At 48.0% G+C, this 20,732-nt stretch carries 19 protein-coding genes; 16 read left to right on the top strand and 3 right to left on the bottom strand.

What is annotated here, in order from left to right; all coding sequences use genetic code 11:
• Window positions 1-102: 102 nt before the first annotated feature.
• From ACFPTP_RS17325 to ACFPTP_RS17305, 5 genes are all read left to right on the top strand, one after another.
• Window positions 103-1,632 carry a DHA2 family efflux MFS transporter permease subunit gene (locus ACFPTP_RS17325; protein ID WP_381447762.1) on the top strand — a complete coding sequence of 510 codons (1,530 nt, stop codon included), beginning with the start codon at window positions 103-105 and terminating at the stop codon, window positions 1,630-1,632.
• A gap of 48 nt (window positions 1,633-1,680) precedes the next feature.
• Window positions 1,681-2,721: a YecA family protein gene (locus ACFPTP_RS17320; protein WP_381447403.1), complete on the top strand. Its 1,041-nt coding sequence runs from the start codon at window positions 1,681-1,683 to the stop codon at window positions 2,719-2,721.
• Between the two features lie 136 nt (window positions 2,722-2,857).
• Window positions 2,858-4,336, top strand: a complete 1,479-nt coding sequence (locus tag ACFPTP_RS17315) for an aldehyde dehydrogenase family protein (protein ID WP_381447401.1) — start codon at window positions 2,858-2,860, stop codon at window positions 4,334-4,336.
• 136 nt (window positions 4,337-4,472) lie between these two features.
• Window positions 4,473-5,639, top strand: a complete 1,167-nt coding sequence (locus tag ACFPTP_RS17310) for a saccharopine dehydrogenase family protein (protein ID WP_381447399.1) — start codon at window positions 4,473-4,475, stop codon at window positions 5,637-5,639.
• Window positions 5,640-5,667: 28 nt separating this feature from the next.
• On the top strand, window positions 5,668-6,858 hold the full coding sequence (locus ACFPTP_RS17305) for an acyl-CoA dehydrogenase family protein (RefSeq protein WP_381447397.1): 1,191 nt from the start codon (window positions 5,668-5,670) through the stop codon (window positions 6,856-6,858).
• A 314-nt stretch (window positions 6,859-7,172) separates the two neighbouring features.
• Here ACFPTP_RS17305 and ACFPTP_RS17300 read toward each other — a convergent pair whose 3' ends face one another.
• A complete protein-coding gene (locus tag ACFPTP_RS17300; protein WP_381447395.1) occupies window positions 7,173-7,748 on the bottom strand; it encodes a Uma2 family endonuclease in 576 nt (191 codons plus the stop codon).
• A 125-nt stretch (window positions 7,749-7,873) separates the two neighbouring features.
• On the opposite strand from ACFPTP_RS17300, the gene ACFPTP_RS17295 reads away from it, so the two are divergent.
• The 8 genes from ACFPTP_RS17295 (at window position 7,874) to ACFPTP_RS17260 (ending at window position 15,460) form a co-directional block, all read left to right on the top strand.
• Window positions 7,874-9,121 carry a serpin family protein gene (locus ACFPTP_RS17295; protein WP_381447392.1) on the top strand — a complete coding sequence of 416 codons (1,248 nt, stop codon included), beginning with the start codon at window positions 7,874-7,876 and terminating at the stop codon, window positions 9,119-9,121.
• 70 nt (window positions 9,122-9,191) lie between these two features.
• Window positions 9,192-9,314, top strand: a complete 123-nt coding sequence (locus ACFPTP_RS17290) for an RAxF-45 family protein (protein ID WP_381447389.1) — start codon at window positions 9,192-9,194, stop codon at window positions 9,312-9,314.
• A 115-nt stretch (window positions 9,315-9,429) separates the two neighbouring features.
• Window positions 9,430-11,289, top strand: coding sequence for a ribosomal protection-like ABC-F family protein (gene abc-f, locus ACFPTP_RS17285; protein WP_381447387.1), 1,860 nt, complete (start codon window positions 9,430-9,432; stop codon window positions 11,287-11,289).
• Between the two features lie 185 nt (window positions 11,290-11,474).
• On the top strand, window positions 11,475-11,840 hold the full coding sequence (locus ACFPTP_RS17280; protein WP_381447385.1) for a DUF2089 domain-containing protein: 366 nt from the start codon (window positions 11,475-11,477) through the stop codon (window positions 11,838-11,840).
• Window positions 11,841-11,852: 12 nt separating this feature from the next.
• Window positions 11,853-12,239, top strand: coding sequence for an SHOCT-like domain-containing protein (locus ACFPTP_RS17275; protein ID WP_381447383.1), 387 nt, complete (start codon window positions 11,853-11,855; stop codon window positions 12,237-12,239).
• 14 nt (window positions 12,240-12,253) lie between these two features.
• Complete coding sequence (locus ACFPTP_RS17270) at window positions 12,254-12,520, top strand: hypothetical protein (protein WP_381447381.1); 267 nt, start codon at window positions 12,254-12,256, stop codon at window positions 12,518-12,520.
• A gap of 95 nt (window positions 12,521-12,615) precedes the next feature.
• Entirely contained in the window at window positions 12,616-13,188 is a 573-nt protein-coding gene (locus ACFPTP_RS17265) for a TetR/AcrR family transcriptional regulator (protein WP_381447379.1), read from the top strand.
• 70 nt (window positions 13,189-13,258) lie between these two features.
• Complete coding sequence (locus tag ACFPTP_RS17260; RefSeq protein WP_381447376.1) at window positions 13,259-15,460, top strand: YhgE/Pip family protein; 2,202 nt, start codon at window positions 13,259-13,261, stop codon at window positions 15,458-15,460.
• Between the two features lie 44 nt (window positions 15,461-15,504).
• Here the strand turns inward: ACFPTP_RS17260 and ACFPTP_RS17255 are convergent, their stop codons facing one another.
• Entirely contained in the window at window positions 15,505-16,386 is an 882-nt protein-coding gene (locus ACFPTP_RS17255; protein WP_381447374.1) for an SDR family oxidoreductase, read from the bottom strand.
• 129 nt (window positions 16,387-16,515) lie between these two features.
• Here ACFPTP_RS17255 and ACFPTP_RS17250 point away from each other — a divergent pair, with 129 nt between their 5' ends.
• The 3 genes from ACFPTP_RS17250 to ACFPTP_RS17240 are packed head-to-tail and all read left to right on the top strand — an operon-like array spanning window position 16,516 to window position 19,235.
• On the top strand, window positions 16,516-17,292 hold the full coding sequence (locus ACFPTP_RS17250; RefSeq protein ID WP_381447372.1) for a hypothetical protein: 777 nt from the start codon (window positions 16,516-16,518) through the stop codon (window positions 17,290-17,292).
• Window positions 17,289-18,596, top strand: coding sequence for a glycosyltransferase family 2 protein (locus ACFPTP_RS17245; RefSeq protein WP_381447370.1), 1,308 nt, complete (start codon window positions 17,289-17,291; stop codon window positions 18,594-18,596). Before ACFPTP_RS17250 ends, ACFPTP_RS17245 begins: the two co-directional genes overlap by 4 nt.
• A 36-nt stretch (window positions 18,597-18,632) precedes the next feature.
• Window positions 18,633-19,235, top strand: a complete 603-nt coding sequence (locus tag ACFPTP_RS17240; RefSeq protein WP_381447368.1) for a pyroglutamyl-peptidase I — start codon at window positions 18,633-18,635, stop codon at window positions 19,233-19,235.
• Between the two features lie 43 nt (window positions 19,236-19,278).
• Here ACFPTP_RS17240 and ACFPTP_RS17235 read toward each other — a convergent pair whose 3' ends face one another.
• Entirely contained in the window at window positions 19,279-20,592 is a 1,314-nt protein-coding gene (locus ACFPTP_RS17235; RefSeq protein ID WP_381447365.1) for a short-chain fatty acid transporter, read from the bottom strand.
• Window positions 20,593-20,732: the final 140 nt, after the last annotated feature.

Here is a 20,732-nt window from a genome sequence, read left to right as displayed (position 1 = left end):
CTTTTTTATTCCATTTTGAAATTTTTTACTTGCTCATTTTGTACTGAGGGTATAAACTATTAAATTGTGTAAGGAAAGTTGAATGGAGGAATTCTATTGGAAATGGATATAAAGAAGATGCACGAAAAGCCTCCTTATGGAATGATAGCGATTTTATTCTTCGGGGCGTTCGTCGCGATTTTGAACAATACATTATTGAATATTGCTTTGCCGGTCATCATGAATGAATTTCAAGTGAAACCGTCGGCTGTCCAGTGGCTGACGACCGGTTATATGCTTGTGAACGGGATCATGATTCCGGCAAGTGCGTTCTTTGTCCAGAAATTTACGAACCGCAGATTGTTTTTGACGGCGATGACGTTATTTACGATCGGAACGGCTCTTGCCGTCTTTGCGCCGACGTTCGGATTACTCGTTATGGCACGTATGATCCAGGCATCGGGTTCAGCTTTGATGATGCCGTTATTGATGAACGTCATGCTTGTCGCTTTCCCTATTGAGAAAAGGGGATCCGCGATGGGAATGTTCGGGCTTGTCATGTTCACGGCGCCTGCAATCGGGCCGACATTGTCGGGATGGATCGTGGAACACTATTCTTGGCGGACGCTTTTTGAAATCGTCTTGCCGTTCGCGATTCTGACGATTGTATTTGCGCTTTGGAAATTGAAAAACATTACGCCGAATACTTCGGTGAAGCTGGATGTCTTCTCCCTCGTTTTATCGAGCATCGGTTTCGGCGGTCTTCTATATGGATTCAGTTCGGCAGGGGATAAAGGATGGGGTGCTCCAGTCGTTTATGGAACAATCGCAATCGGGGCAATTGCACTGATCGTGTTCATCCTGCGCCAATTGCGGATGGAAGATCCGATGCTGGACTTCAAGATTTATAAATACCCGATGTTCGCTCTTGCATCAGTCATTTCGATTGTTTTGTCGGTGGCAATGTTCTCGGGAATGATCCTGACACCACTTTACGTTCAGCAAGTACGCGGCATTTCGCCGTTTGAAGCAGGGATCTTGATGCTTCCGGGCGCGGTGCTCATGGGAATCATGTCGCCGATCACCGGTAAGCTGTTCGATAAATACGGTGCGCGGGTCCTAGCGATCACCGGGCTTACAATCACAGTCATTACGACGTTTTATTTAAGTAGACTTGAATTGCATTCAGGGTATTACTACTTGATGGCGCTGTACACAATCCGGATGTTCGGAATGTCGATGGTCATGATGCCGATCATGACGAATGGCTTGAACCAATTGCCGATGAAATCGAACCCGCACGGCACAGCAATGAACAATACATTGCAGCAAGTGTCCGGGGCGATCGGCTCCGCGATTTTGCTTACGATCATGACGAAGCGCATGGAGAAATCGGGGGAATCCCTCTTTAAAGATGCAGCGGCAAGCGGGAATATACCTGCAGATAAAGCTGGAATGGCAGAGTTGCAGCATACAATCGGCTTGGAAGCGATGCTGGACGGCATCAACTACTCCTTCTTGATTGCGACGTTCATTGCGTTAGCTGCTTTGATCCTCACTCTTTTCGTGAAAAGAGTCCGCCCTCCAAAATATGAGGAAATGAAATCACCGGCAACGGATGATTCGATAAAAGCGAAGACGGTGCAGGGATAGTCCCCTGCGCCGTCTTTTGGTATAATTAAGAGGAAAGGTGTGAGCGGAATGATTGGAAGGAATGATCCCTGCCCATGCGGAAGCGGAAAGAAATATAAAAGATGCTGTGCTTCGAAGACCGGGATTTCAAATGAGCAACTGGTTGATGAAGAGCTGAGGCGGATCATCTCCGGCTATTTCGAAAACGGAATCAGCCTTCCCGCTGAATTTGCCGAGTACGACCGATATGAAAGGCAATGGCGATCCGGTCTTGGCAGATTTATCAGCGGCAAGGAAATCGGACGGGTGACAGGGGAATATTATTTGTTCATTGCGCGGCGCGACTTATGGAGGAGCCGTGTACTGAAAGAGTTGGATGGCACAGTACGGTCGGATACGCGTCGGCTGTTGCAGCATTGGAATGACCCTATCGTTTTACTGGCAAAAGTGAAAGGTTTTACTGAAGATACGGTGACGGTGGAACAGATTTTGGATAAAGATACGTACATACTTCCATTATCCCCTCGTAATGAATTGAAGGAAGGGGATATCTTTTTCGGCATCGCCTTGTATGATGATCGGAAACCTTCAACGAATGCCTATTTGATCAACGGCTTATACCGTGTATCTGATCAGTCCGGTTCGATGCAGCGGAATATCGTTGAATTGGCCGAATCGAGCGGATTCACGAACAGCTTTGATTTCTATAATGAACATATGCTGGATGTTTATAAAACATTGCTATCGCGCGTCCGCGAATCTGATTCCGAGGAGGTGGCCGTACCGGATATTGAAACATCTCTAACGGAACCTCAACGCGAAGTGCTCGAAATTGCATTTGCGAAACTGGATGATTTTCAAATTGAGGAATCTATGAAAAATAGGTTGAAAAACGACTTTGAAATGTTTTGCCTAAAAGAGGAGCCGATCATCCGGAAGCCGGAAGTTCTCGCGGCCTCCCTCTTCAAAACGGCCCACGAAATCGGAATGCTCGGAGATGTTCAGTTTACACAAACGGATGCTGCTAAATTGTTTGGCGTTTCCGTATCGGCCATGATGAAAAATGTCGATACATTGACGTCCTACGTGGCGGAAGTAGTTCAAAAATGAAAAATCCCGTACAGGTGATATCCTGTACGGGATTTTATTTTTTATTCAGAGAAGAAGGAATTTGGAAGGATAATGTCGAAATAGATAGACTGTAAGCGGTTGCAAATAGTTCGTGTTGGAAAGGGGAAATGAAGACATGCAATTGAACAACTTTATCGGAGGGTCTTGGCAGGAAAGCGGGGGTGCGAAATATACGGCTGTCACGAATCCGGCGAATGGGGAAGAGCTGGCGCAAGTGCGCTTATCGACTAGTGAAGATGTGGATCTGGCTGTGAAGGCCGCGAAGGAAGCGCAGAAAAAATGGGCGCTCGTTCCGGCACCGAAGCGGGCGGATTACTTATATGCAATCGGCAATCTCATGAAGGAACGAAAAGAGCATTTGGCCCAAGTGTTGACGAAGGAAATGGGGAAAGTCATCGAGGAAGGCCGCGGCGAGGTGCAGGAAGGGATCGACATGGCATTCTATATGGCCGGCGAAGGGCGCAGGCTGTTCGGGGAAACGGTTCCTTCCGAGCTGCAGGATAAATTCGCGATGAGCGTCCGCGCACCGATCGGGGTCGTAGGTTTGATCACGCCGTGGAACTTCCCTGTGGCAATTGCGACATGGAAGTCATTCCCGGCGATTGTGGCAGGAAACACATTCGTTTGGAAACCAGCAACGGAAACACCGATGATGGCGTATGAAATGGCGAAGATTTTCGAGGAAGTCGGACTTCCTGCAGGTGTCGCCAATATCGTATTCGGATCGGGCTCTGAAGTCGGAACAGCGATGATTGAGCACCCTGATGTCCGTGTCATTTCATTCACGGGATCGACGGAAACAGGGCGCCATGTCGCTGAAACGGGCGGGCGCCATCTGAAGAAAGTGTCGCTTGAAATGGGCGGGAAAAATGCGGTCATCGTCATGGATGACGCGGATATTGACCTAGCCGTGGAAGGGATTCTTTGGAGCGCGTTCGGAACGGCGGGCCAACGATGTACAGCATGCAGCCGGGTCATCGTGCATAAAGATGTTAAGGAAGAATTGGAAACGAAATTATTGGCGTCGATGGAGCATTTGACGATCGGGGACGGCTTGGACGAGTCCGTGAAAATCGGGCCGGTCATCAACGGGAAGGCGCTGGAGAAAATTCAAAGCTACGTGGAAATCGGAAAAGAGGAAGGCGCGAAGCTGTTGGCAGGGGGAAGTGTGCTGACAGACGGCGACTTTGCGAAGGGCCATTATTTCGAACCGACGTTGTTCACTGACGTGAAATGGGATAGCCGTCTGGCGCAGGAGGAAATCTTCGGCCCGGTCGTATCTCTAATTGAAGTCGGCAGCCTGGACGAAGCAATCGAAGTGAACAATAGCGTCATTTACGGCCTGTCCAGTTCCATCTTCTCGAAAGATGTGAATAAAGTGTTCCGTGCACAACGGGATCTCGACACGGGAATCGTCTACGTGAACGCCGGAACGACCGGCGCGGAAATTCACCTTCCATTCGGGGGGACAAAGGGAACGGGCAATGGCCACCGGGATTCCGGAGTGGCGGCGCTTGACGTGTTCACAGAGTGGAAGAGCATTTACGTCGACTTCAGTGGGAAATTGCAACGGGCACAAATCGACACGGAATAAAGTAAAACTTCAATCAGTGGCGTTTTTCCACTGATTGTTAGTTGAACCAATCGGGCATTTACTGGCTGTTGACCCCTCGCAGAGGGTCTTAAAGCCAGTTAATGCGGGATAATTCGGGATTAAAGGGGATGTTCACATGAAAGTGGTTGTATTAGGCGCAGGCTTAATGGGGAAAGAAGCAGTTCGGGATCTAGTGAAAAGCGATGACGTGACGAAAGTGTATTTGGCGGACTTGAATTTAAGAGCGGCAGAGGATTTTGCGGAACAGCTCATGTCCGACAAATTGGATCTTTTGCAGCTCGATGCGACAAATGACCTTCAGTTGCAAGAAGTGATGGCGCTTGGGGATGTCGTCATCAATGCGCTGTTCTATACATTCAATGAAAAGGTAGCGAGAATCGCGGTGGAAATCGGAGTTCATTCCATCGACCTCGGCGGACATATCGGCGGTGCGACGGACGCTGTATTGGAATTGGCGGAAAAAGCGTCAGCGAAAGGTGTCACGATCATTCCGGACCTCGGGGTGGCGCCTGGAATGATCAACATCCTGTCAGGCTACGGCGCAAGCAAGCTCGACAAAGTGGATAGCATCAAGCTTTACGTAGGCGGAATTCCTGTGAAGCCTGAGCCTCCGCTAAATTACAACGTTGTGTTTTCATTGGAAGGCGTTTTCGACCACTATACAGACCCGTCCCACGTCATCCGTAACGGGCAGCTGCTTGAGGTCCCTTCATTATCCGAAGTGGAATCGATACATTTCGATGAATTCGGCGAGCTGGAGGCATTCCATACGTCAGGCGGCACATCGACGTTGACGAAGACATTCCCGAACGTGCAAACGCTGGAATATAAGACGATCCGGTATAAAGGGCATGCCGAGAAGTTCCAATTGCTTGTCGATCTCGGTTTATTGTCACGCGACAACGAAGTGACAGTAGGGGATAAGCGTGTAAAAGTGCGCGATGTTATGCGTGAACAGCTTTCGCCGCAACTGCGATTGGGTGAGAAGTCCGACGCTGTGCTCCTTCGCGTCATTGTGAGCGGCGAAGCGCATGGGATGCCGGCGACATACGAATATAACTTGGTGACGAAAAAGGATCTGTCGGTAAATGAAACGGCGATGGCTCGGGCGACAGCGAATACGATTTCAATTGTTGCGCAAATGATCGGAAACGGCACCATTACGAAACGCGGCGTCCATCCACCGGAGAATATTGTGCCGGGCGCAGAATACATTGAAGAAATGAAAAAACGCGGCGTTGTTATCGAAGAAACAGTTAAAACACAAGAAGCTCACGTTTAATAGACAGTGAGGGAAAGGGGTTGGGGAAGTGGATTTCGGATTTACGGAAGAACAGCAGATGTTGCGCAAGACTGCGCGTCAATTTGTAGATGAAGAGATTATGCCGCATATCCAGCGATGGGATGCGGAGGGCGGGTTTGATCCATCGATATGGAAAAAGCTTGCGGACTTAGGATTTATGGGCGTCTGTGTGCCTGAACAATACGGAGGCAGCGGGATGGACTACAACTCGCTCGCCATCCTTTGTGAAGAGCTTGAGCGTGGAGACACGGCATTCCGGACGGCGGTTTCCGTCCATATCGGCTTGAACTCCATGACACTCATGCAATGGGCAACGGAAGAGCAGAAGCAAAAGTTTTTGGTGCCGCAAGCGAAGGGCGAGAAAATCGGCGCATTCGGTCTGACCGAACCAGGAGCAGGCTCCGACGTCGCGGCGATGGCGACAACTGCAGTGCGTGATGGGGATGAATATGTCATCAATGGGCAAAAGACGTGGATTTCCCTATGCGACGTGGCAGATCATTTCCTTGTGTTCGCATATACGGATAAGTCGAAGAAGCACCATGGCATCAGCGCATTCATCGTCGAACGCACAACGCCGGGCTTTTCATCGAAAGCGATCAAAGGGAAATACGGCATCCGGGCAGGCAATACGGGGGAACTCTTCTTTGAAGACATGCGTATCCCGGCTGCGAATTTATTGGGTCAGGAAGGCGAAGGATTTAAGATTGCCATGTCCGCTCTCGACAACGGACGCTTTACTGTCGCAGCTGGAGCGGTCGGCTTGATCATGGGCTGCCTCGAGGAAAGCGTGAAGTATTGCCACGAGCGCGAAACATTCGGCAAGCCGATTGGAAAGCACCAGCTTGTCCAGCAAATGATCGCCAACATGGAAGCTGGCTACCAAATGAGCCGCCTCCTCGTCTACCGTGCGGGCGAATTGAAGAATAAAGGATTACGCAACACACGCGAAACGTCTCTTGCAAAATGGCAAGCATGCGATTTCGCGAATAAAGCCGCAGACGACGCCTTCCAAATCCACGGCGCGTACGGCTATTCAGACGAATATCCGGTCGCACGCTTCCTGCGCAACTCGAAAGCGCCGGTCATTTATGAAGGAACGCGTGAAATCCATACAATCATGCAGGCGGAGTATGTATTAGGCTACCGTGAGGATAAAAAGTTGAGCCATATGCTGCCGGAATGGCCGTTTGACTGAATAAGAGATTGAAAACGCCAAGAGCTTTGTGCTCTCGGCGTTTTTGAGTGGGGAGCCTGCGGTTTATGATCACTCATTAGGTTCTCCAAGCGGGCTAGTGAGATAATTGATCTAGGGCAAAGGTCACAAAATGAGCATAACTAGGAAGAAAACGCGCATAACTCACTCCAAGCCGCGCATAACCTGTCAGAAGTCGCGCAAAACAACCCGCAATTCGCACATATTTCCCTGAAAGTTGAGCAAAACTTTTTGCCGCGCCTATTCAATTAGTAGGAAATATAAAATGCCAAGAGAAATTGTACCTCTTGGCATATTCATTCCTTAAAAATATTTTTCAAATCAATTTCTAACTCTGGGAAAATCTCCACAGTCAACAAATCATCTTTCCCAAGGATTTTAGATTGTACAAAGGAAGCTCCCTCAAGGGAATATACTTCAACCGTCATATTATACGGATCGACAATCCAATACTCTTTGACACCGGCTCTCTCATAATTATTATATTTAACCAAACGGTCATTTCTCGCAGTCGATGGTGATAATACTTCAACAATTAAGTCGGGTGCGCCGCAAATATTTTTATCGCCGATTTTATCAGAATCGCAAACGACAAGGATATCAGGTTGCACCCAATCCAGAATTGTGTCTGGCGCCGACTCCTTACTGGCGAATAAACAAACATCCATTGGAGCTGAAAATGCAGAGCAATCCTTTCCACGTAAAAACATCTTTAGCTCGGCAAACAATTCACCTAAGATATCCTGATGTTTTGGCGTCGGAGAAGGCGACATGCTAATAATTTCCCCGTCGATCGCTTCCGAATTGAAATCATTGTCCCATTCTAAATAATCGGCATAGCTATACGTTTTCTTTCCTTTAGGGAATACCATCTAACCACCCCGTTATGGAAATTTGATTATTATGATTATAGCACAAATTATATGGTGATCGCATAGGCGGGAATTGTAACTTTCCCGGTTATATTCAGTCTAATGAACAAAGGATGGTGTTCATCATGAAACGAAAAATTGTTGCCACTCTCATTGGACTGAGCCTATTGTTGCCCGTCGCGGGCTGTGGCACAAGTGCCAATCAAAGCAGTCTTCAAATTGCTGAAGGAGTTGAATTCGGAAAGATGGATTATGAAAAGATTGTTGAACCGAATAATGAGTTGGGATTTATATTATTGGATCAAATCGAAACGGATGACAACGGAAATCTATTCATTTCACCAACAAGTCTTCTCATGGCATTGGCAATGGTGTATAACGGAGCGGATGGGGTGACGAAGGAAGAAATCGCACAAGCTTTGCAAATGGAAGGCATAGACCCGATGGATTTGAATAAAGCAAATGCATCCCTCATGACGATGTTGAATAAAGAAAACAACGCAATTCAACTGCAAGTTGCCAACTCCATTTGGCTGAACAATCAATATAAGTTCCAAGACGAATTCGCTAATCAATCAAAGGAATATTTCAATGCGCAAATTGAGGAAATCGACATCACTAGTAATGATTCGCCGAAACGGATCAATGACTGGGTGGAGAAGGCGACAAATGGAAAAATCGATAAAATGGTCGATGCGCCGTTAGACGACGATCTTGTAGCCATGCTGTTGAACGCTATTTATTTCAAAGGAGATTGGAAATATCCATTTGATAAGAAGGATACAGAAAATCGGAACTTTCGTTTGATGGCCGGAACCGAAAAAGCAGTGCCTTTCATGAACTTGCAGGAAAAATTAGCTTACACGGCGAACAGTGAATTCCAGGCCATTCAACTGCCATATGCGGATGGTGAAATGAGCATGATAGTCGTCTTGCCGAATGAAGGTGTTGACCTAGACGAATTTCACAGCACTTTAACGAGCGAGAAGTGGGAAGAAATCAAATCCGACATGAATCGTACACGCGGAACGATTCTTCTTCCGAAATTCAAAATGTCATATGAAACGGAACTGAATGATGCACTGGAAGCCCTTGGCATGTCAAGTGCATTCGAGGAAGGCGCTAACTTCCGCAAGATGATTGAAGAGGATGCCCCACTTTTCATTAGTAAAGTGAAGCAAAAAACATATATCGATGTGAATGAGGAGGGAACGGAAGCGGCTGCGGTGACAGGCGTGCAAATGGATGCCGGTTCCGCCCCGCCGGACGACCCGTTTGTCATGGATGTGAACCGCCCGTTTTTCTTTGCGATTACGGACGATGAAACCGGAGCCATCCTGTTCATGGGGCTTATCGCAAATCCTGAAATGTAGAAAAATTCAATTGTGAAAACGAAACATTCGTGCTACACTATTTTTACTATTAATCGGACGGAGGTGAGGGATGATGTTGGACACTGTGAATGCACGTGAAGTTTTATTGGAATATTTAGCCACTTCATGTGCGATTACTCATGAAATTGCGCTCAACGGGATACGTATGCCCTTTTTTAGACAATTTCAGTAATCACACAGCTGTTTAGCACATCATTCCTTGCAATACTTTTAGGGGGAAGGCTGCTTAAACGCAGTCTTTTTTTGTGCTTTCCTAAGCTGTTAAATCAGAGAGGAAGCGGAAAACCATGATTTGTACAATCCAACAAGTGAGCAAAATGTTAGGTGGCAACACCATATTTGAAAATCTATCATTGGAAATCAAAACAGGTGACAAGCTAGGCGTCGTCGGACGGAATGGAAGCGGGAAAACGACGTTATTCAAACTCATCGCGGCTGTCGAGCAACCGGATGCTGGACGCATTCATTTCAAAAAAGGAACGAAGATCGGTTATTTATCGCAAATTCCTTCATTCGATGAGCCGGTGACGGGATATGACGTACTCCGAAGTGCGTTCAAGGAACTGCGAGCCATTCAGCAGCAGCTTTCCGAAATGGAAATGCAATTATCGAATCCGGATTTAGAGGATATGGATCGCCTGCTCCACCAATACGGCCAATTGCAGGATGAATTCGTCCGGCGTGACGGGTATGCGATGGATTCGGAAATCGAAAAGATCATCAACGGTCTTCAATTACGGGCGTTTGTCGAGCAGGAATTCAGCGAGATGAGCGGCGGGGAACAGACGAAGATCATGTTAGGCAAACTTCTGCTCACCCAACCAGACTTGCTTCTGTTGGATGAACCGACGAACCACTTGGATTTATTCGCGGTCGAATGGCTGGAAGCCTATTTGATGGACTATACGGGAACAGTCGTTATCATTTCGCACGACCGCTATTTTCTCGATAATGTCGTGAAGCGGATTGCGGATCTTGAAGACGGGGAGCTGCATCAGTATATCGGCAATTACAGTTCATTTGTTCAAGAAAAGGAAGAGCGGCTACTGCGTGAATTCCAGGACTATGAAGAGCAGCAGAAAAAGATCAAGAAGATGAAAGAAGCGATCAAGCGGCTGCGGATATGGGCGAATGAAGCGAATCCGCCAAATGCGGGCCTTCACCGGCAAGCGACGAATATGGAGCGGGCGCTGGAACGGATGGAGAAGCTGAGGAAGCCATTGATTGATCCGCGGAAAATGGCATTGTCCTTTGAGGCGGCTCCGAGAAGCGGCAAGGAAGTCGTCATCATGAAGGACGCTGCGAAATCATTCGGTTCAAATGAATTATTGCGCGGCGCCGATCTGCAAGTGTATTGGAAAGACCGTGCCGCGATTGTCGGACGGAATGGAAGCGGCAAATCGACGGTGCTGAAAATGCTACTTGGCGAGCTTGACCCTGACGATGGGGTATGCAAATTGGGGAGCAATGTTAAAGTCGGCTTCCTTTCACAGCATTTTGCCATCGAGGATCCGAAAGCCCGCCTGCTGGATGTCTTCCGGAAAGAGGTCAGCGTCGAGGAGGGCGAAGCGAGGCATATACTTGCGAAATTCATGTTTTACGGACCGGACGTGTTCAAACGGATCGGCGACTTGAGCGGCGGGGAACGTACGAGATTAAGGCTTGCACAGCTGATGCATCAGGACGTGAACTTACTCATATTGGATGAACCGACGAACCATTTGGACATCGAATCACGCGAAGTGCTGGAAGACGCATTGGAGGATTTTTCAGGAACGCTTCTCGCCGTTTCGCATGACCGGTATTTTTTGAATAAATTATTTTCCCGCACAGCATGGCTGGAAGACGGTAAAATGACGATGTTCGAAGGCCCGTTCGAATGGGCAAGACGAAAATGGGATGAACTGCAACAACCACAGATCACTGAGCCGCCTATGAAAATGCCCGTCGTCGAAAAGACGAAGCTGACGAAGGAAACGAGCATTGAGGAAGAGATTACCGGGTTGGAGCTCCGCATCGAGCGGTTGGAAAAAGAGATATCGACTGAAAACGATTGGGCCAACTACGAATCGATGGCGAAAGAAATTCGGGCCTTGAAGGATCAACTGGATATCTATTATGAGCAATGGCTTGTTCAAAATGAATGAGGAATGAAGTGGGTGGGGGATTGATAATCCCCTGCCTGTTTTTTATTTTATGGTTGAATATCTTCTATAAATTAATGTTGAATATTAATATTATTAAGGTTGTAATTAAAATTATTAATTTCCTGCTTGCTATTCTTAAAATAATGGTATATGATGGATTCAAATGAAAGGGGAGTTCAGAAATTATGGCATATCCCGTTATTAGCCACTGCCCTGTCTGCGATGAAACGTTGAAAGTCACCAAGCTGCATTGCAACAGATGCCATACGTCCATCGAGAATGAGTTTGAGCTGTCCAAGTTGGCAGCGTTGTCGGGGGAACAACTCCATTTTGTCGAAGTGTTTTTGGCGTGCAGGGGGAATATTAAAGAAGTTGAAAAGGAACTTGGGATTTCGTATCCGACGGTCCGAGGCAAGTTGAATGAAGTCGTCAGTTCACTCGGATATGAGATAAAAAAGAAGAACGAGGTGGATGAGAGAAAAGTCGTTGCCATGTTGGAAAGCGGGGAAATCACTCCGGAAGAAGCGATCAAGCTGTTAAAAGATGAATAGGGGGAGTTCATGATGAAAACGGAAATTGAAAAAGTGTTAACGATGGTCCAAGAGGGGAAAGTGGATGCGGAGAAGGCGTCAGAGCTCATCGAGGTATTGAAAAACAGGGAATCCGGGGGCGGACCGTCATCCAAGCCGACTGCTTATGCGGATAAAACGTTGAAAATCCGGGTCGTTTCGGCTGACAATGACAATGTCTCGGTCAATTTGCCGATCAAGCTCATCAAAGTTCTGTTGAAGGCTGGCCATAATATTGCGGGGAACATCCCCCAATCCGAGAAGTACGTGAAAGACCTGGATATTGACGTGCTCATCGAAGCGATTGACAATGAACTGGACGGACAAATCGTTGATGTCAAATCTGCAGACGGCGATACAGTTTCCGTATTTATCGAATAATGATGAAAGTCAAAGTGAAGACGGATAAAGTACGGTTGTTCATCCCGATCCCATATGGGTTTTTGACACTTGGCATCATGATCCTGTCTTCCGAGCGCCTGCAAAAACTCATAAACAAATGGATCGTGGAGCAAGCAGAAGACAAGGAAAAAGCTTTTATAATGCCACATATAGATAAAAAAGAGCTGCGAGGCATTGTAGCCGAGTTGAAAAATCACAGGGGACTTGGGCTCGTGAATGTCAAAGCAAAAGACGGAACTGAAGTTATCGTGAAACTATGATAACTTCTTTTTTTGTTGCAATCTGCTGAACAAGGGAGTATTATAATGACTAGATGACCGAAAACGTATTTCGGTCAATGAAGCGAGGTGGAGAAATGGATCGCAGGCAAGAAATCCTTGAGGCAGCTGCCAAATCGTTTTCACTGTTCGGCTATAAAGCGACGACAATGGACCAAGTCGCTAAAATAGCGAATGTCGGCAAAGGAACGATCTACACGTTTTTCGCAAACAAAGAAGAGTTGTTCAACGCAATTGTCCTTAAAATGATCGAAGAGATGCGGGCGGCATCGGATGCAGCGACAGTCGAAGGTGCTTCCTTCGAGCAGAACGCCCACGCCCGGCTCATGCAAATGCTGAAATTCCGGGAGACGCATCAATTGTACGCCAAATTGATTGATGAAGGCAAAGAACTGCGCACACCGGCAGTCATTGAAGTGCTCGCCGAAATCGAAAATGAAATCGTCTCGTATATAAAATCGAAAATTGAACGGTCGATTGAGAAAGGCGAACTGAAGCCATGCGACAGCGAGCTGATTGCATACCTTCTGTTCAAATCGTATATGGCGCTTGTCATCGATTGGGGAAAAACCCACGAGGACGAAGAGCTGTCCGAAGAACGGATTGCGGGATTATTGCGCAGCACCATTTTTACAAGTCTCTTAGCTTGAGACTCTTTTTTTATTCACGATTGACTGAATGAAGGTTTTGGTCAGTCAGTACAAATGGAGGAATGAACGGATGAAAAAATCAATGATATTCGCGGAATGGAAGCAGCTTCTACGTACAAGGAAAATGCTTGTACCGATGATTGCGATCCTCTTCATTCCGGTTTTATATGCCGGTATGTTCTTATGGGCTTTTTGGGATCCTTATGCCAATATGAATGCACTACCTGTGGCGATTGTCAATTTGGATGAAGGCGCAAATTTTGAAGGTAAACAGCTTGCGCTTGGGGATGAGTTGGTTGACAAGCTGATGGAAGGAAATAATTTCAATATCCAAGAAGTCTCCAAGGCGGACGCGGAGAAAGGCCTGAAAAACCAGGACTACTATATCGCGATTGAAATACCGGAGAACTTCTCGCAGCACGCCACGACGCTGCTCGATGAAAATCCGGAGAAGCTGACGATCGTGTACAAGCCGAATGAGGGCTTCAACTTCTTGTCTGCTCAAATCGGGGAGACGGCGATGGATCGGATCCGTGCTGAAGTAAATGAGAAGGTTGCTTCGACGTATGCAGAGCAGTTGTTTGACTCCATCAACGAGATGGGCAATGGTTTTGGCGAGGCTGCGGACGGTGCAGGCAAATTGCATGACGGTGCCAGCGAACTCGCAAAAGGTGCGGATGATCTGAAAGGGTATTTGGAAACGTTGGCGGCCAGCACGGTGACGTTGAAAGATGGATCGGACCGTTTGGCGAAAGGGACTGCTGATGCTGCGAAAGGTGCGGCTGATTTGAATAAAGGAATTGGCGCACTTTCTTCAGGTGTGGCGGATCTTCAAAATGGAGCGGCTCAGGCAAGTGAAGGGGCTGCGAATATGCAAGGCGGGATTGCCGATTACACGGCGGGTGTCCAGAAATTGAGAGACAGCTACGCTCAAATTGCACAAAAAGAAGCCGAGTTCGGAAAGGCGGTCGGGACAATCAAGGATAAATCGGCTGCGTTGAATGGGGCGGCACAAAAGCTGACGGAAGGCTCAAAAAATGTGAATGCGGGCATCAATGACCTATCCGAAAAATTGGCGCCGTTGTTGGCTTCATTGCCTGAGGAACAACAAGCAGGTTTGAAGGCGGCATTGGGTCAACTGCAACAAGGAAGTGCCGAACTGGCAGGCGGCATGTCCGAGCTTTCTGCGGGTACGGCTGCGCTTAGCGACGGTGCCGCCCAGTTGAGCGGAGCGGCAGGTCAATTGCGTGACGGCCATGCGCAGGCATTCGCAGGTCTTGATCAATTGAATGGATCTTCCGCAGCATTGAAGGAGGGGGCTTCCGCTCTTGCGCAAGGGAACGGTGCATTGGCATCCGGTCTTGGTCAGCTAGCGGAAGGCGTCGCACAAGCGCAAAAAGGGTCATCCGATTTGGCGTCCGGCTTGAATGAGTTGAATGCGGGAACAGGTACGTTGAAAGAAGGTACCGGAACGTTGGCTTCGAAATCGAAGGAACTTGCGGATGGCTCAGCGAAGTTGACGGATGGCATGAAAGAGTTGGATGAAGGAACAGCGACATTGCAGGAGAAACTTGCGGAAGCGAATGCGACTGCAAGCGAAGTGAATCCGAACGAGAAGACGTATGAGATGGCAGCATCTCCTGTTGATGTCGAGAAAGAAGGCATCAATGAAGTACCGAACTACGGTACCGGTTTCGCACCGTACTTCCTTTCTCTTGGATTATTCGTCGGGGCATTGCTGTTATCGATCGTCTTCCCGCTAGTTGAACCGGCGATCAAGCCAACAGGCGCTTTCGGATGGATGGCAAGCAAGGTTTCTGTCCTTGCGATTGTTGGACTCGTGCAAGCACTCGTCGCGGTCGGCATCATCAAAGGTGCACTTGGCATGGAAACGGTCAACTTGCCGTTGTTCATTTTGACGGCGATCATTACGAGCTACACATTCATCGCGATTGTCCAGATGCTGGTGTCGCTATTCGGTGATCCGGGACGATTCATGGCGATCATCATCTTGATTTTGCAATTGACGACGAGTGCAGGAACGTTCCCGTTGGAATTAATTCCTGAACCTCTTCAAGTGTTCAACACATTGTTGCCGATGACATATTCCGTCCAGGCGTTCAAGGCGTCGATCTCCACTGGGGACCTTGCGCATCTATGGGCGAGCAACGGTGTGCTGATCGGCTTCATGGCCGCATGCTTGGCGATTACGTTTGGCTATTTTGCGTTGATTTTCAAAAAGCGGTATTCACAGGATACTGTAGAAGCATAAGAAAAAGCGATTTGCGGATGAGAAATCTGCAAATCGCTTTTTTATTAAGAACCTACATAATCCCCGCCATCCACATGGATCGTCTGCCCGGTCATATAGCTGGAATCGCTAGAAGCTAGGAAGACATAAGCCGGTGCGTTTTCTGCCGGCTGCCCACGGCGCTTCACTGGTGTGTCCGCCCCGTGCTGCTCGACTTTTTGTGCATCAAACGTCGCCGGTATAAGCGGGGTCCAAATCGGACCGGGCGCAACCGCATTGACACGAATTCCTTTTGTCGCCAAGTTCAAGGCGAGGGAGCGTGTGAATGTCGTGATTGCGCCTTTCGTTGCCGAGTAATCAATTAATCCCGGCGAGCCATTATAAGCGGTGACGGAGGAAGTGTTGATGATGCAATCGCCTTCCTTCATATGGGCGAGCGCTGCTTTCGATAAATAAAACAGGCCGAAGAAATTGGTGTCGAACGTTTCGCGCAGCTGGTCGCCTGAAATTTGGGAGATGTCGTCCTGAGGGAACTGCTTGCCGGCATTGTTCACGAGGATGTTCAAGCTGCCGAATTCCTGGATAACATCGTCGATCAGCTTCTCGCAATTTTCCTCTTCGCTGATGTCGATGCAGATTTTCATCGCTTTGCCGCCATATTGTTCGATGAGCTCGACGGTTTTATTCGCATCGACGTCTTCCGCCTCATCCAAGTAGGCAATCGCCACATTGGCTCCCTCTTTTGCAAATGCAACAGCCACTGCGCGGCCGATGCCGCTATCCCCGCCGGTAATCAAGGCGTTTTTCCCTTTCAACTTGCCGGAGCCTTTGTAGTTTTCATCGTCGTAAAGGGGGAGCGGATCCATTTCCGCTTCGATTCCGGGCTGTCGATTCTGCGTTTGAGGTGTCACTTGTTCATCCTTTTTTTCATATTTATCTTCAGGCATTCATGGTATCCTCCTTTAAAAAATCGTCTAGTTGGGATATTCCCTGTATGGGGTCTGATAAACGTTGCGGCGGGATTTGGTTTTTTATTTCAGCAAGCAGGGAATTGGGTAATAGGAGGTGTTATGTCTATGGGGAAATCTATCGTTTGGAATCAACTGAAGATGCCTGTAGCATCGATTGTTTGGTTGTTATCGATGGTCGTTATCATTCTATTTACATTTAAAACGGTTCCGTTTGCTGCCTATTCCATTTTAGGATTGGTCACCATCCTGTTTTTCAGCGGATCCGATCGATTGGCCTTTTTCTATTATGTCATTTTGACGGTAGGGACGGTTTTTTTATTTCTCGTATTCGCTTTTCGCGAGAATTGGTCCCCGGCGGATCAAGGAATGGCGATCTTCTTGCATTTCCTGTTCCTCGTCCATCTATTCGCCCTCTATAGTTTGGCGAAGTACGCCTATCAATTCAGAAGTGAAAACTATTTTCTGAGGGAGCGGGTGTTGCGCTTGGAAGGGTTTCTGTCGGAAGAGGGTGTACTGTCGGGGATGGAATTTGAAAAGCGGGCGAGTTTCATTTTATCGGCGATGGCTCGAAGGGAAGAGACAGGATATTTCATTCGTGTGGACCTCTCCGAACTGCCGCGTTCAACGAAGCGGACCGCGGTTGCATCGGTCGGAAGCATTTTACATATGTCCGTTCGTCAACATTTTGATATCGTGGGGAAATCGCAGGAAGGTCTAGTGGTTTTAGTACAAAACACGGATGCGGACGGGTTGGAGGTAGTGAAAAGCAGAATTGACAAAAGGCTGAGGGAAGCTTTTGAGGAGCGGGCGATTGACAAAATGACGTGGACGACGGAACGGATCGAGGGGCAGACGGCAGTGATGGATGAGGTGATCTCATGACTAGGAGGACGGGCCTTTTGCTTCTCGTATTCTTGTTATTCATCGCAATGATCATCGTGGGAGCGGCATACAATATCCTTTTCCTGCTGTTGTTTACGACCTCATTATTCCTATTGCTCCTGACGTATTACACATTGTTGATGATTGCGGGTCTTTACAATCGGATGAAAGTAGGGAAAAAAAGGCTGCCGCCGCTTGAACACTATCCGGGCGTCGATATTCTCATTCCTGCCCATAATGAAGGGGTTGTCATTAAAGAGACGATTGAAGCGATGGTCGAACTTGAGTATCCAGGCGATTTGCAGATATACATATTGAACGACCATTCAACAGACGAAACGGCTGCAATCGCCCAGGCCTTCAATGATACGTATAGGAATGTGCATCATATCCAAGTGCCGCCAGGGGAGCCCCGAGGCAAGTCAAGGGTGCTGAACTATGGGTTGAGCATTTCGGGCAATAAATATTATTGCGTGTATGATGCGGACAATCAGCCTGAACCTGATGCGCTCACTAAATTGGTGGAAACGGCGGAACAAAATGTGCAATCCGCAGGCGCCGTCGGTTATGTGCGGACGTTGAATGAGTCTACGAATTGGCTGACGAGGATGATTTCGATCGAATTTCAAGTGTTCCAGTTGCTCATGCAGTCAGGTAGATGGCAACTGTTCAAGACGGGTTCGTTGACCGGGACGAATATGCTCGTGAAACGGTCCGTCATTGAGGAGTTGGGTGGATATGACCCTTACGCAATCGCGGAAGATGCGGAATTGACATTGCGCATTACCCAAAAGGGGTATTTATTGCCGATCGTCCCGAACTCCGTCACATGGGAGCAAGAGCCGGAAACGCTCTCCGTTTACGTGAAGCAGCGGACACGCTGGCTGCAGGGGAACCTGTACATCGTCGAAAAGACGTTGATGGAACCCGGGTATTTTAAAGGGAAGCTACTCGTCCACTCCATCCATCAGCTCATGGTGTATGTGATTTTTTGGTTGTTCCTGATTGTCTCCTATGTGTGGTTCATTCTAGGGGTTTTTGATATTTTTTCAGTCCACTACAGTTATCCGCTGCTGTTCATTTGGTATCTTTCCTACATCGTCTACACATCCCAGCTGTTTGCCGCACAAGCCGCGGAACGGACGTTTACGCCGATTAACATATTCATCAGCATCATTATGTACTTTACGTATGCTCAACTATTTTCATATTTGTTCGTTCGGAGCCTGGTCCGTTACGTGAAGGCGAAGAAAAATCGCCAAATCATCGGTTGGGATAAAACCGCTCGATTCAAATCGAAATGATATGAGTTATAATAGGGGAAAAGGGGATGTGTGGAAATGAAAACATTGCTGTTAACCGGCTTTGAGCCATTTTTGAATTTTCCTGTCAATCCGACTGCGCGGATTGTTGAAGAATTGCATGGGAAGGAAATCGGGGGATATCGGATCCATAGTGAAGTGCTGCCGGTCGATTTCAGCGTTTCGGGGAACCGCGTCATTTCGCATATTGAAGCGGTCAAACCGGATGCGGTCCTGTCGCTCGGTTTATCTGGCGGCCGATTCAAGATCACGCCCGAACGGATCGCCATCAATGTGAATGACGGAGCGAAGGACAATAGCGGCCATGCCCCAGTCGACGAGCCGATTATCGATGAGGGAGCGGACGGCTATTTCACGAATATGCCGATCCGGAAAATGGTCGATGCGCTGAAGGATGCTGGACTGCCGGCCGAAATTTCGAATACGGCCGGCGCCTATTTATGCAACCATGTCATGTACCGTGTCCTTCATTTCGTCAATCAACAACGTCCCGATATGCAAGCGGGTTTCATCCACATCCCAGCTTCCCACGAACTCGCCGTCGAACACGGCCGGGTGCCAAGCTGGTCGCATGAAGATTTGAAGCGGGCAATTGTAACGTGTATTGAACAGTTGGGTTGAATGAAAAAAGCTGGGAGAATGGCTCTCCCAGCTTTTTGATTCATTAAAAGAAATAAAGCCCGATACTCACGACAATACCACTCAACAACAAGACAAATACGCAATAGCCCATGATGTCTTTCGCGCGCAATCCTGCAATCGCGAGTGCAGGCAATGCCCAGAACGGCTGGATCATATTCGTCCACGCATCGCCCCATGCGATGGCCATCGCAGTTTTCGAGTAGCTGACGCCAAGCGTTTGCGCCGCATCAAGCATGACCGGCGCTTGTACAGCCCACTGCCCGCCGCCTGACGGAACGAAGAAGTTAACGAGCCCCGCCGCATAGAATGTGAAAAGCGGGAAAGTCGCCTCGGTTGAAATGCTGACGAACCATTGGGACATGACTTTCGCTAGTTCAGAATCTACCATCATCCCCATGATCCCTGCGTAAAACGGGAACTGGATGATGATTCCGCCCGATGTCTTCACAGCATTCGCAACTGCCGCAAGAAAACGTTTCGGCGTGCCATGGAAAATGATACCTAGAATAAAGAAAATCAAGTTGACGATATTCAGGTTCAAGTCGAACCCTTTCGTGACAAAGTGCTGCACAAGATAGACGACACCCAATGCACCGATCAGCATGGAAAGAATCACGCTGTTTTCAAGCCGCGCTGCAGGTGTTTTCTCTTCAGCCTCTTCCACTTCGATTTCATCTTCCAACAGTTTCGGATCGACGGTAACCGTGTCCTCCGGTTTTGGCATCATGAAACGGTTCAACAACGGTAACGTTATAAATATGACTGCGATAATGAATAGATTATACGTTGAAAAAATCGTTTCGGACGTTGGAACGACACCCATCATTTTGGCGTACGGATGATCCGCCGTTGCGATGGACAAGGGAATGGATCCGCCAAGCCCTCCATGCCAGATGATGAAACCTGAGTAAGCGCTTGCAATTAACAGCCGATAATCGACAGTCGTCACTTTTTTGGCGATTTCCTTAGCGAACAACGCCCCGATGACGAGACCGAATCCCCAGTTGATCCAGCAAGCGATAAGCGATACGACTGTCACAAGTAGAATCGCCGTGCCAGGCGACTTCGCCAATCCTGCCAATGTACTTAATAACTTCTTGAAAAATGGACTGCTTGCCAATACATGTCCCGCGACTAACACGATGACCATCTGCATCGTAAAGGCGAGAAGCCCCCAGAACCCATTTCCCCAGTGGACCGTCATATCGAGCGGACCCGAATCCGTCAGGCCGATGCCAAGCAAAAAGACGAGCAATGTCAGAATGGCAACGAATATGTATGGATCTGGCAAATACCTTTCCATGATGGTGTTCGACCATCTAGTAAGTGTTTTCATTCCCTTTTTACCCCCTATATTTTTTTACCTGCCCTACTAGACTACCATATTCGAATTATCCGCAAAAATGTTTTTTCCGAAATGTGAAACGTAATTGTTTCCAACAAGTCTACTTTGTAAAGAAGCAGATGAGGAAAGGT

The organism is Sporosarcina koreensis (assembly GCF_042655825.1).
GTDB lineage: Bacteria > Bacillota > Bacilli > Bacillales_A > Planococcaceae > Sporosarcina > Sporosarcina koreensis.
This window is presented reverse-complemented; position numbering and strand designations above follow the sequence as displayed.